18 protein-coding genes and 1 riboswitch are annotated in these 11813 nt (G+C 41.5%); of the genes, 9 read left to right on the forward strand and 9 right to left on the reverse strand.

From position 1 onward, the window contains the following. Positions 1–11 precede the first annotated feature (11 nt). The 3 genes from thiD (at position 12) to NSQ76_RS06320 (ending at position 2546) form a co-directional block, all read left to right on the forward strand. Entirely contained in the window at positions 12–815 is an 804-nt protein-coding gene (gene thiD / locus NSQ76_RS06310; protein ID WP_056766173.1) for a bifunctional hydroxymethylpyrimidine kinase/phosphomethylpyrimidine kinase, read from the forward strand. A 153-nt stretch (positions 816–968) separates the two neighbouring features. Next, positions 969–1745 carry an enoyl-ACP reductase FabI gene (gene fabI, locus NSQ76_RS06315; RefSeq protein ID WP_024425017.1) on the forward strand — a complete coding sequence of 259 codons (777 nt, stop codon included), beginning with the start codon at positions 969–971 and terminating at the stop codon, positions 1743–1745. A 114-nt stretch (positions 1746–1859) separates the two neighbouring features. Further along, complete coding sequence (locus NSQ76_RS06320) at positions 1860–2546, forward strand: CotO family spore coat protein (protein ID WP_341053053.1); 687 nt, start codon at positions 1860–1862, stop codon at positions 2544–2546. Positions 2547–2581: 35 nt separating this feature from the next. Here NSQ76_RS06320 and NSQ76_RS06325 read toward each other — a convergent pair whose 3' ends face one another. From NSQ76_RS06325 to NSQ76_RS06345, 5 genes are all read right to left on the reverse strand, one after another. Then, positions 2582–3025 (reverse strand): CotY/CotZ family spore coat protein, encoded by a 444-nt coding sequence (locus NSQ76_RS06325; protein WP_024425015.1) that lies wholly within the window; start codon positions 3023–3025, stop codon positions 2582–2584. A 203-nt stretch (positions 3026–3228) separates the two neighbouring features. Then, complete coding sequence (locus NSQ76_RS06330) at positions 3229–3720, reverse strand: CotY/CotZ family spore coat protein (protein ID WP_003211658.1); 492 nt, start codon at positions 3718–3720, stop codon at positions 3229–3231. A gap of 146 nt (positions 3721–3866) precedes the next feature. Then, a complete protein-coding gene (locus tag NSQ76_RS06335; protein ID WP_025093420.1) occupies positions 3867–4361 on the reverse strand; it encodes a spore coat protein in 495 nt (164 codons plus the stop codon). A gap of 88 nt (positions 4362–4449) precedes the next feature. Beyond that, positions 4450–4785 carry a hypothetical protein gene (locus NSQ76_RS06340; protein ID WP_024425013.1) on the reverse strand — a complete coding sequence of 112 codons (336 nt, stop codon included), beginning with the start codon at positions 4783–4785 and terminating at the stop codon, positions 4450–4452. A 42-nt stretch (positions 4786–4827) separates the two neighbouring features. Then, positions 4828–5223 (reverse strand): spore coat protein, encoded by a 396-nt coding sequence (locus NSQ76_RS06345; protein WP_231506869.1) that lies wholly within the window; start codon positions 5221–5223, stop codon positions 4828–4830. 168 nt (positions 5224–5391) lie between these two features. Between NSQ76_RS06345 and NSQ76_RS06350 the strand changes: the two genes are divergently transcribed. From NSQ76_RS06350 to NSQ76_RS06370, 5 genes are all read left to right on the forward strand, one after another. Continuing rightward, positions 5392–5742, forward strand: coding sequence for a DUF1360 domain-containing protein (locus tag NSQ76_RS06350; RefSeq protein ID WP_024426459.1), 351 nt, complete (start codon positions 5392–5394; stop codon positions 5740–5742). Positions 5743–5813: 71 nt separating this feature from the next. Continuing rightward, positions 5814–5942 carry a hypothetical protein gene (locus NSQ76_RS06355; RefSeq protein ID WP_259279657.1) on the forward strand — a complete coding sequence of 43 codons (129 nt, stop codon included), beginning with the start codon at positions 5814–5816 and terminating at the stop codon, positions 5940–5942. An 89-nt stretch (positions 5943–6031) separates the two neighbouring features. After that, positions 6032–6253: a hypothetical protein gene (locus tag NSQ76_RS06360; protein ID WP_024426458.1), complete on the forward strand. Its 222-nt coding sequence runs from the start codon at positions 6032–6034 to the stop codon at positions 6251–6253. Between the two features lie 84 nt (positions 6254–6337). Then, positions 6338–6472: a YjcZ family sporulation protein gene (locus tag NSQ76_RS06365; protein WP_034282023.1), complete on the forward strand. Its 135-nt coding sequence runs from the start codon at positions 6338–6340 to the stop codon at positions 6470–6472. 138 nt (positions 6473–6610) lie between these two features. After that, positions 6611–6868: a stage VI sporulation protein F gene (locus NSQ76_RS06370; protein ID WP_008348417.1), complete on the forward strand. Its 258-nt coding sequence runs from the start codon at positions 6611–6613 to the stop codon at positions 6866–6868. Between the two features lie 16 nt (positions 6869–6884). Here NSQ76_RS06370 and NSQ76_RS06375 read toward each other — a convergent pair whose 3' ends face one another. Next, complete coding sequence (locus NSQ76_RS06375; protein WP_341053059.1) at positions 6885–9197, reverse strand: ATP-dependent helicase; 2313 nt, start codon at positions 9195–9197, stop codon at positions 6885–6887. 126 nt (positions 9198–9323) lie between these two features. On the opposite strand from NSQ76_RS06375, the gene NSQ76_RS06380 reads away from it, so the two are divergent. Then, a complete protein-coding gene (locus NSQ76_RS06380; RefSeq protein WP_024425007.1) occupies positions 9324–9581 on the forward strand; it encodes a hypothetical protein in 258 nt (85 codons plus the stop codon). Between the two features lie 82 nt (positions 9582–9663). Here the strand turns inward: NSQ76_RS06380 and NSQ76_RS06385 are convergent, their stop codons facing one another. Genes NSQ76_RS06385 through NSQ76_RS06395 form a run of 3 tightly spaced genes read right to left on the reverse strand, consistent with a single transcriptional unit; the run spans position 9664 to position 11413 of the window. Next, positions 9664–10098, reverse strand: a complete 435-nt coding sequence (locus NSQ76_RS06385; protein WP_024426455.1) for a GNAT family N-acetyltransferase — start codon at positions 10096–10098, stop codon at positions 9664–9666. Between the two features lie 6 nt (positions 10099–10104). Then, positions 10105–10620, reverse strand: a complete 516-nt coding sequence (locus tag NSQ76_RS06390) for a YjcG family protein (protein WP_024426454.1) — start codon at positions 10618–10620, stop codon at positions 10105–10107. A 52-nt stretch (positions 10621–10672) separates the two neighbouring features. Further along, the gene (locus NSQ76_RS06395) at positions 10673–11413 is read right to left on the reverse strand and encodes an alpha/beta hydrolase (RefSeq protein WP_263905370.1); all 741 of its coding nucleotides are present in this window, start codon (positions 11411–11413) and stop codon (positions 10673–10675) included. 221 nt (positions 11414–11634) lie between these two features. Further along, positions 11635–11756: riboswitch (SAM riboswitch) on the forward strand. Positions 11757–11813 lie beyond the last annotated feature (57 nt).

Consider the following 11813-nt stretch of genomic DNA (forward strand, 5'->3'; position numbering starts at 1 on the left):
GGTGTGAAGAAATGACGATCAAAAAAGCATTCACAATCGCGGGTTCTGATTCTGGCGGCGGAGCAGGTATTCAGGCAGATTTGAAAACTTTTCAGGAGCTCGGTGTGTACGGAATGTCTGCGATCACAGCGATTACTGCGCAAAACACACTAGGTGTTCACGGGATATACCCGCTTTCAATTGAGGCGTTAGAGCGTCAAATAGATGCAGTGGCAGAAGACTTACCGCCAGATGCCGTCAAAACAGGGATGCTGTGGAGTGCAGACATGATCAAGATTGTAGCTGAAAAAACGGTTCAATATGATATGAAGCTGATTGTAGATCCAGTCATGATCGCAAAAGGAGGGGCCTCTTTATTAAATGAAGATGCGGTCGCTGCGATGAAAACACACTTGCTGCCTGTCAGCTATGCTGTAACGCCGAATCTTCCTGAGGCAGAAGTACTGACAGGGATACAAATTCAGACGAAAAAGGACCGCTATGTGGCAGCGGAGCACCTTTATGAGCTAGGTACGAAACATGTCGTGATTAAAGGCGGCCATGGTCCATCTGATGGGATGATTACAGACCTGCTGTATGATGGAAAAGGCTTTATTGAAGTCACAAATGAACATATTGATACACCGCATACACATGGCACAGGCTGCACGTTTGCAGCAGCATTAACAGCTGAAATTGCGAAAGGATATTCGATGCAGGAAGCCTTTGAAACAGCAGAAACCTTTGTTCATGAAGCCATTAAATTCCCTTTACGTATTGGATCTGGACACGGACCTACGAACCATTTTGCTTATCAGCAAAACAGAATCAAATGATAAAGGAATCGAACCGTCTTCACTTATGAAGACGGTTTTTTCGCGAAAATGAAACTTTCTTTCAGCGGAAATTGTCATTCTCTTATGATCTGTGATAATATTATGATCAGGTACTAATACTATGTCTTGAAAAAATAGGAGGCTTTATTACATATGAACTTTTCTTTAGAAGGCCGTAATATCGTGGTTATGGGTGTTGCCAATAAACGAAGCATCGCTTGGGGAATTGCCCGCTCACTTCATGAAGCTGGAGCTCGTTTGATTTTTACTTATGTTGGAGATCGTCTTGCTGAATCGGTAAAAGAGCTGGCAAGCACACTTGAGCGTGATGATTCAATTATTCTTCCATGTGACGTGACAAGTGACGAAGAAATCGAAAAATGTTTCGCTGCAATTAAAGAAAAAGTACAAGTCATTCATGGCGTTGCGCATGCCATTGCATTTGCAAACAAGGAAGAGCTTGTTGGCGAATACTTGAACACGAACCGTGAAGGTTTCCTTTTGGCGCACAACATTAGTGCATACTCATTAACTGCTGTAGCCAAAGCAGCACGTCCATTGATGACAGAGGGTGGAAGCATTGTGACGCTTACATACCTAGGCGGAGAGCGTGTTGTATCAAACTACAACGTAATGGGTGTAGCGAAAGCATCACTTGAAGCAAGTGTGAAATATTTAGCAGCTGATTTAGGCGCAGAAGGTATCCGCGTGAATAGTATTTCTGCTGGTCCTATTCGTACGTTATCTGCAAAGGGCATCAGCGGCTTTAATACCATTCTGAAGGATATTGAAGAGCGTGCACCGCTCCGCCGTACAACAACTCCTGAAGAAGTTGGCGATACAGCTCTATTCTTATTCAGTGATCTATCTCGCGGCATGACAGGTGAGAATCTGCATGTTGATTCCGGCTTCCATATCATTGCCCGCTAAACGAATACATGACTTGCAGCATACCGATGAAGGGTATGCTGTTTTTTTATTTTTCTTCTGATTTGAGGCCTCCGTTCATATATATAAGGAATGAATCATTCGGGAGGGATTAGTATGTCAAATAAAGGTGATGAGAATCAAAAGCCGCTGATGTATATTGTTCAGCCGAGCTATCAAGAATCAAAGCCGGCCATGCAAAATATTGTGAGAAAGCGAAAGAAATCAGAAAAACAGCCAGAAAGTGAGACCAATGCAAAAGATGTGATCAAAGAAAGCGCGCAGGAGGAACCTGCCGCTCAAGAAATAGAGCATAAAAAAGAAGCCGAGCCGCCTAAACTTCAACAAGAACGAGATATGACACACGAAGCTGAGTTTACAGAAGAACAAGAGATTACACAAGAAGCAGAGGCTACACAGGAACAAGAGGATACACAAGAAGCCGAACGTACACAGGAACAAGAAATCACACAAGAACCAGAGCTCATACAAAAGCGAGAGCCTCAAGAAGAAGAGGGAAATCAGCCAGAAGGTGTCTTTCATGAAACAAAAGAAGAACCAAGAAGAAAACGAGTGAAAAAGCCTTTAAGTCAGATGAGTATTGATGAAAAAGTCGATTTTCTCACAAGACTGCCTCATAATATGCCAAGAGCTCTTTGTCTGATTGAAGCTGATGGTAAAACATATAGAGGAATCATCATGGATCGAAAAGATGATACAGTGGTCATTCGTACAGCAGGCGGGGGAAATCCAGTCGAATTAGCGATTGCTGAGATTACTTCCATCCATCCGCTAGGTTTTTAACTAATAAAAAAAGTCCCTTATAGGGACTTTTTTTGTTAGCAGTTACGATTGATGAGTCGTGGGTTTAGGCACTCGATTGCGCAGAAGCAGTCAAGGTCTACTTCAATGCAATATTTCGATTTTTCTAATCGGAACACATCACATAAGGAATCTTTATCTGTAAAATCTAAAATATGACGGTCTTTGTCAAATGCGATAAGCAAGCTGAGTGTTGCACAGTGATCACAGATATGTTCGACTCTGAAAAATGCAGTGCTGAAGCAAGGGCCTGGATCTACTTCTCCGACGTTTCCGAATGCAACGAATGGTTTTGATTTAGATGTAAAGAGAACAAACGGGACAGTGTCACCTAATGAATGTGATGGAGAAAGGAGATTGCTGTAACAGCTTGTCGGGCACTCTTCTTTGACAGCATTTTGCAAGTCGCTAATGTTTTCAACAGCCTCTGTTACACAGCTCCATGAATGGTTGCGGCTCATATTCAACCCTCCTATACTAGGAAATTTGTTTGAGTGTTTGAGCACTGTCATCATCTACAAGCTATCTTTGCCGGCTCGTGCATCTACTTTTAACCAATGCGGAAGCGGCCGCTTCTTATGCTGACTGCTCCGCATGATTGGCTGTCATTCGTGAGGAAGGGGATGCTTTGACTTATGACAAGTTAGATCAGCGGCTTGTTGATTTAGCCGTGGTGATGATGCTTTTTATCTTTCGATGGCATGACTCTGTCGACAAGCTCTGGGTTTAAGCATTGGATTGCGCAGAAGCAGTTTAAATCAACCTCAATACAAAAGTCCGTTTTTTCTAGACCAAAGAAGTCAGGGTCACAAGGGTGACACACGCTCAGCGTATGTCCGTGTACATCAACAGGTCTTAATACAGATAACGTAGCACAGCAGTCGTGTAATTTTTCAACCCGGAAGAAAATAGATTCGAAGCATTGGCAATCGTCAACGAATCCTCCAATGTTTCCGAAAGTAGAGAACAACCCGCCCTTTTTATCAAAAAGTAAAAACGGAATTGTATCTTTTCCAGAAACTGTTGGGCTTAATAAATTACTGTAGCAGCTCGTAGGACATTTATCTTCTACAGCTTCCTGCTCTGCTAAAATCTTATCAACCGCATCGCATACACAGTTTTCATCATGTCGGCCATGGTGTTTTCCGCAGCTCATGGATTTCAGCTCCTTTAACAAGGTATTTGACTTTAGTCCTTAACAACATATGTATGCGCCCTCTAGTTGGTGTGGGTAAATGACCATTTATATTTGTTGTATTTTTATAAAAGGAAAAGCAGAGCTTTTCGCTCTGCTTTTGGACATTAGAGGATACCGATTGCAACGATTGTCGCAACAAGTGTTTGTGTAAGTGTTTGGATTGCGATAGAGATGTCCGCATCGATTGTAGAGACTGTAACATTTCTTGAATTTTCGATGACAAGTTTTTGGCGGTTTGTTTGTTTGTGAGTAGCTGCTTGTAAGAGATCCTGCGTGACGCGGTCTGCCAAATCACCGTCTGCGATTGAGATATTTGTAATGGTGATGATCGCTGTTTGAATCGCTACTTGGATAGATGCTGCAACCTGTGCATCGACAGAAGATACGTTAATGTCACAAGAGTCTCTGACGATAATGACTTCCTCAGATGTCTGCTTTGTGAAGCTTACTTGATCCAAGTCTTGTAAGACATCTTCATCATCATAATAGTCGTCACAAAGTGCTTTTCTTTCATAATTGCAATCGTCGTGGTGTCTGTGGTGTCCGTGGTGTGTACAGTTACGATCTAGAGCGACCCAAGAATATGGTTTAGAATCCATTTCTATTCCTCCTTCCGTTTACTTTATTAAATGCTGGAATGCGTGGTTTTGTCTCGGGCATTTACCCTAGCAGGCAACCCATTTTTATTTAATCGTTATTACGCTGCGCATTACGACGCTGCTGAATACGATTTCGAAGTGAGTTTCGATTTGGACGTACTTTTGGTTCAGGCACTACTTCTTCCGGCTGTTTTGCTGCCTCAGCCTGCCTTTTTTTCTCCTGCTGCTGTTCTACGAAATCATTTGCTTTCTTTTGTAAGTCCTCGACTAATTTCAAAATCATTCTTCTTTGATCGTCTGAAATTTTTGCTTTCTGATCATCAGTGATATTGTTTTTGTTTAACACATCACTGACAAGAAGACTTGTTAATGGATCAATATCAGTATTGATTTGAAACTCCTTTTTTTCGTTCTCTTCAGCCACGATGATTTCACCTCTTTCATACGTCATTAGAAAAAGAAAGGGTCAAAGAATGCCGGCTTCAACTAAGAGCACATTCAATGTTTGAGTGAGAATTTGGACGGAGTTCATAATGGATGCATCTGATAATGTAATCGTAATGTTATAGCAGTTGATGATTTGAATCACAGTTTTCTTTTGGACTTCCACTTGTTGTGTGGATAAAAGCTGGTCTGTGATGTCAGCAGCCAATTCATCGTCTGGTACAAGAATTTGGATTAAAAGAGTAATGATTGTCGTTACGGTCGCTTGAAGGGAGAGTGCGGCTGTTACATCTGTTTTATGAATTGTGACATTTTCGGAATCTTTGATCTCAATGAAATCATCATAATTGCTGATTAATTCGTTTAACAGTTGTGTATATAATGTTTCAGCACTTTCTTCAATAGACAATACTTTCACTCCTTTCTTATCTATACATTATTTAATGCAACAAGGACGCAAGGTGGAATCGGAAAGTGTGAAAAAGTACAACCCAATTTTATTTCCGCTCGATTCATCATGACGGTCTTTTTTCTTGCATATATAAAGAAAGGACGGAAAAAGAAGAAAGAAGGAGGTGGAGGCTCCCTGAGCGGTGCTTTGTCATTTGTCGTGTTTGCCCTCGCATCCTTTAGACTGACGAGACTGATTGTGTTTGATACCATTACTGCGCCATTCCGCCGTCTATTTCATGAAGAACAGGAAGAGGTAAACGAACAAGGTGAGGTCGAAACATATATCATCATTAAAGGGGAAGGACTGCGGTCTTGGGTTGGAGAACTGTTAAGCTGTTATTGGTGTACTGGCATATGGTGCACTGCTGCCTTACTTCTGATATACATACTTTTCCCTGTCATCAGCATGTGGCTTAATTTACTATTAGCGATTGCCGCAGCAGCAGGCATCATTGAAGCGGTCGTCTCGAAGCTTGTGAAATAAACAGGCATTCTGATCAGACACGCTTTCAATAAATGCATATACTATCATGGAATAGGAAAGGAAGGGTTGCGATGAAACCAACTGAAACGCCGTCACATATGCTTCAAGGTTATCCAGCGCAGTCAAATCAACAATCTGTATATACGAAGAAAATCAAAAAAAATGGCTGCGGCTGTGGAAACAAAAAGAAACCTCAATAATAGAAGAGAAAAACAAAAGCCGGATTTATCCGGTTTTTTTGTTGCCTTTTTTTGAGTGGTGCATATGTAAGAGAGAAGGGGTGACCAGAATGGATGCATTCGAACAATTAATCGGTTCCTTGTTCACTAAACCCCATGATGGGAAAGAACAAGCGCACGAAAAGGCTGAAATGGATCTAACGGATAAAGCGAATGATCTTGAGGAGCACTTAAAAGCATTTGGCGTGAAGATGGAGGCTTTTGCGAAAGAAACAGAAGCATTCATGGTGCGTCATAGAGAGGCAGATTACATCTTTAAACAGCAGAAATAAAAATTCCGCACTTTTTTATGTGATCGTCCAAACCATTTCTTGCATTTTTCATACTTTGTAAGGGAGAAGAGGAGGTGCTTAAATATGAGTTGTTACGGTGGCGGTTCTTGCGGCGGCTACGGCGGTGGCTACGGCGGCGGATATGGATCAACATTTGTTCTTGTCGTTGTGCTTTTCATCCTTCTAATCATCGTTGGTGCTTCTTTCTTTAACTACTAAACAGTAAGAAGGTGAGGGAAGCAAGGGGGAAGCCTTTTGCTTTCCTTTCTCTTTGGTCAAACAAGGCTTTAGGATAGGCACATATCCCGCCTATTTTCATATAGTAAAGTGATTACTCCACAAAGAGGAGGCAAATGAATGGATAATAAATTCTTTAAAAGCGTAGAAAACAAAACCGGTGTGAATATGAATGATGTGTTTAAACTTGCAGGCTCTTTGCAAAATGCCAACTTTAAAGATGAGAATACCGTTCGAGGTGTCATTAAAAAAGTAGCGCAGCTTGCGAACAAACGTGTACCTAAAGAAATGGAAGACAAAATCGTTCAATCGATTACAAGTGGAAAAGAAAAGCTTGATTTCAATACAATCGCTAAAATGATGAACAACAAAAAATAAACAACAGGCTCTCCGTTTAAAGGGGGGCCTGTTGTTTTTGCGTAAATAATTCACGGTTTTTCTTTAGAAGAGGATACAAAAAACGAGAACGATGAGCCGTTTTTCCTCGTCTAAATGATGGAACAGACAGATAAAGAGATTGTTCTGCTCTTGTCATGGCCACGTATAATAAACGGCGCTCTTCTTCCAATGCTTCTTCATCACCGTTTCTGAGTTCATCCAGTGAGAAATCATGAGGCAGTGCCCCATCGACCACACAAGTGATGTATACGGTCTGGAATTCAAGTCCCTTTGCACGGTGGATCGTCATGAGCTGAACACCGGGTTCATCTGTTTTTTCCTTTTCGGCAGACTTCATATGTTCGGCATGTGCAAGAAAGGCTTCAATCGTTTCAAAGCGTTTAGCGGCTGTTTTCACATCACGTACATCATCCGCCCCTTTTTCAAGTACATTCGTATCGTTCACCCGTTTTTTTAAGTAATCCCCGAGTCCCATCTTTTGTTCAATAAATGTCACCGCGTCCGATGGCTTTAATGTACGTAACGTTCGGAACAAAGGAACGATTGATTGCAGCTTTTTCCGTTGAAACGGCTGTATATCTGTCAGTTTTCTGAGCGCTTCTACCATTGAGCAATCTTCTGTGATGGTCAGTGCCTTTAGTGTATTCAGGGTTTGCTGCTTTAAAAAGAAAACCGGCAGCAGCTGTTTTATGGCGGCCACATCATCTGCATCCTGACTTAAGGAAAGAAAGGCGAGAAGAACCCGAACCATTCGTCTGCTGTAGAAGGCTTTGACGCCAGCATCCGTCTCATATGGAATCGCCGATTGATGCAGCCGTTCATAAATCGCACGGCCGCCTGTATTCGTTCGAAACAGCACGCAGAAGTCATTCGGCTTTGCACCATTTTTAATTTTCTCCTGAATATCTGTGACAATCATGGTCGCTTCCTCTTCTTCGTCATATGGATAGAAGAGCGTCGGAGGAATTTTCTCCGCGCGCACGGCTTTTAACGTCTTCTCATAACGATGCTGATTTTTCTTAATAATCGCATCAGCACTTGCGACAATCGTATGGTGAGACCGGTAATTCGCATGTAAATGGACGATCTGAGCCGAAGGATAGTCCTGTTTGAATTCAAGAATGAAAGCAGGATTGCTCCCTCTAAAGGCGTAAATGGCTTGATCATCATCGCCTACACAAAATAACTGCTCTGATTCTCCGGCTAAAAGCTGAATTAATTGATATTGCACTGGATTAATATCCTGAAATTCATCCACTAAAATATACTGGAATCGTTCTTGATACCGTTTTAGCAGTTCTGGCTGTTCTGTGAGCATATGTAAGCAGGCAATCGCCATATCATCAAAGTCAAATTGCTGATGATCTCGTTTTTGCTGTTCATATGATTGATAGATCGTCCACATGTGTTTTTCCTTTTCATCTTTCAAATCAGGAAGTTCACCTGGTAAAAAGGCATTTTTCCAATAGCCGATCGATTGCAGTACTTGATCGGTAGGATAGTCTTTCTCATCAAGTCCTTCATTCATAATGGCTTTTCGAATGTATTGCTCCTTTTGCCAGTCAAACTTGATCAGATGCTGGCCGTTCCATTTGTTTGCGTCATCGTGAAGCAGCATTTTATAAAAAAGACTGTGGAAGGTGCCTGTCACTACTTGGCTGGCTTGTGAAGGATGAAGCTGGTATTGCTTGCGCAGTCTTTCTTTCATCTCATTGCTCGCTTTTGTGGTGAAAGTTACGAGTAAAATATGGTGAGCAGGAATATGATGATGGGACATGAGATAAGCCGCTCTAGCCGTCAGGACTCTTGTTTTCCCGCTGCCGGCACCAGCCAGCACAAGCATCGGACCATCTAAATGTGTGACAGCTTGAAGCTGCGGTGTGCTAAAGGTGATATGCGGGAAGAGGTCGATCGTATGAACTTCTTCATTCTCTTCTAAATGTAAGGCGTCGCTAAATTGAATCGACCTTGGTTCCTGCCAGTCATATGATTCGCTCGTTTGCGAGATGATCTGTTTGCCGGTTGGAAAACGGAAGCCGCCAAGTTCTTTATAGGAAGCCTGTTCCTCTTGTTCAGCCGTTTGATGATGATCTGCTTGTTCTTCAGCTTTTTCACAAATCTCTTGCTGAGACATATGCTTATGAATAAAAGCGGGTTCATCATGTATATTTAATCTAAAAAAGACCGGTTGTCCGCAATATGGGCAGAATAATTGTCCTTTTTTTCCCTCGTCATGGAGGAATTGATAGTGTTCTCTCGAATACGTATGTAATGAGATCGTTCGATCATGTCGTCGTGCGCATTTCAAAGCTAGTCCTCCAATAGTCAATCAATCTTAAAATGAAACACATCTAATCATATCAAATGAGGCGTGTTTCAAACAGTCATAATTAGGGAATAGTAGAATAGAAGAGAAGCAAAGGAGGCGTTCTTGATGGGATATATAGCCCCTATTCAGCCGGATCTGTATTTTCAATATATCAATCGTCCAGCTCCTCAAGATAAAGAAGACTATGCGAAAGTAACAAAGGTTACTCGCACCTTTCATGACAAGATATACAGAGAGCTGGAGAAAAAAGAGGACTTAGTGACAGAAGCGGAAACGAAAGTACAGCAAAAAAAGCGGGAACGCTTTGTACGAGATATGTTTATGGAGGAAGGCAAGGGCATTCATATCAATACGTATATATAAATGATTGCGCTTTCTTCCTGTGGCGAACGATAATGAAAAAGAAAAAGCCAGAGCATCTTGAATGCTCTGGCTTTTCTTTTGATCAAACAGACAGCGTTTTTGTCATTTTGACATGTGTGATCCCTGCTTCTTCAAACGGTTCAGAAACCGCTTTGTAGCCTTTCTTTTCGTAGAAAGGAAGAGCTTGGACTTGGGCATGCATAACCGCTTCTTTTGCTCCATTTGCAATCGCTTCTGTTTCTAGCGCCTCTAATAGTTTGTGGCCAAGGCCGAAGGAGCGCGCCTCTTTTAACACACAAATGCGTTCAAGCTTTGCCTTTGATCCCTCAATGATCCGCAGTCTAGCGGCCGCCTGAGGCTTTTTGTCATCATTGTAAATGACAAAATGGGTGGCTTTGTCCTCTAGTTCATCTATTTCGATCTCTACTGGAACTTCTTGTTCTTTTACGAATACTTCTTTTCGAACGTAGTAAGCATCTTCTCGTTGTGTTTGTTCTGTTGCGATGACTGTTTTCAAATGTCTTTAACCCTCTTCTCCTAAAATAAATGTTTCATAGACGGTCCAAGATCCGTTCTCTAATTGATATAAAAGGTGGAAGCGATCCACTGTTTCTTCATGGTCAATCTTTCTCAGCTTTAATGTGCCAAGTACGTCTGAATGCTCATCATCGGATAGTTTTTGAGCGACTGTCACATGCGGAACAAAGGCATATTCAGGTGTACCAGCAAGTGGATCTGCGTACAATCTTTCATTGAGCGCCATGATGTCCTCGTTCGGTTCTACTTTCATATAAATGACGTTGTTTACAGGAGCGAATGAACTGAATTTTTTAATACGTAACGTAATAGGAGAAGCATTTTTTGCATAATCTCTTAACGTTGAGACGACCTCAGCCGCTTCTAGATCCGTTAATTCAAAAGGTGTTCTTAATGTTAAATGAGGCGGTATGAGTGCATAGTTCGGATCATAACGCTTCCGGTAAGAGTTCGCAATATCTTGCAATTTTTTTGATGGAAATATAACAACTCCGTATTTCATCATGTTCCCTCCTGAATAAGAAAGTATTTATTATTGTTTATTATAACAAAATTCAGTTGATTAACGAATATGGGAGCATTCTTTTTAACGAAGGCGCAATGAGCGGCTGCCAAAACGTCCATTTATGATCCCCTTCGAATGTCTCAAATAAGTAATCCGCACCAGATTGTTCAAGAAGGGCCTTTAAATCTTCGTTCGGCTGAACAAAATCAAGCACCTGGCCATCTGTCGTTTTCACAGCGGTTTCCTCAAGCCCAATTTGATGGATAATGGCATAATGAGAAAGGGCTGTCGACTGTTTGACGGCTTCTAGAACCGACTCGTCAACGTAAGGGGACTGCAAAATCAGCCCGCCAAATAAAGAAGGATAATCAATGGCTGTCATGAGGGAAATCGTCGCACCAAGTGAATCACCAATAAACGTACGTCCTGATCCAATTTGATAGGTTGGATAGTGTTCATCAATATAAGGGACCAGTTCATTTGCTAAAAAGCGTTTATACGCTTCAAACTTTGTACCGTCTGGATGATACGTGTTTCGTCTTTCCGTGACATTTTCATAAGGAACACCAATGATAATCGAGCGTTCCATTTCTTTGTTTTGCATCAATTCTTCTGCCTGTCTGCCTATTTTGCCTAGGCGGAAATAATCATGACCATCCTGGGCAATGATGACATGATATGTATAAAGGGGGGAGTAATTGACTGGCAAATAGATCAAAATGGTCATGTCCGCCCCAAGTTCTTTTGACTGTATGGTTTCTTCTTGAATGATTCCTGTTTTCTTCACCATAATCCATTCCTCCAGCTAACCAAATTCATCATAAAGTGAAACGTTTCCATTCATTGTAACATGAAAAACTGTGATATTCCTATATGCTAACATGCAATCAAATTGTATAACATCGATTCTGTTATAAAATACAGAAAATTTTAATTAATCATGACATTTCCCCTTGAAAAATGAGATTTAATGGGTTACAGTATTAAGAATTAGAACAGACAGACAACACATTCTTATCGTGAGAGGTGGAGGGACTGGCCCTTTGAAACCTCAGCAACCGGTATGCATCACTTCATGTGATGTACCAAGGTGCTAAATCCAGCAAGCAGCTTTTTTGCTTGGAAGATAAGAGGAAGCGATTAAACCCCTTCTTCTTATGAAGAAGGGGTTTTCTGTTTTGAAATCAGAT

The sequence above is a fragment of the Bacillus sp. FSL M8-0256 genome, from assembly GCF_038005765.1.
Taxonomy (GTDB): domain Bacteria; phylum Bacillota; class Bacilli; order Bacillales; family Bacillaceae; genus Bacillus; species Bacillus safensis.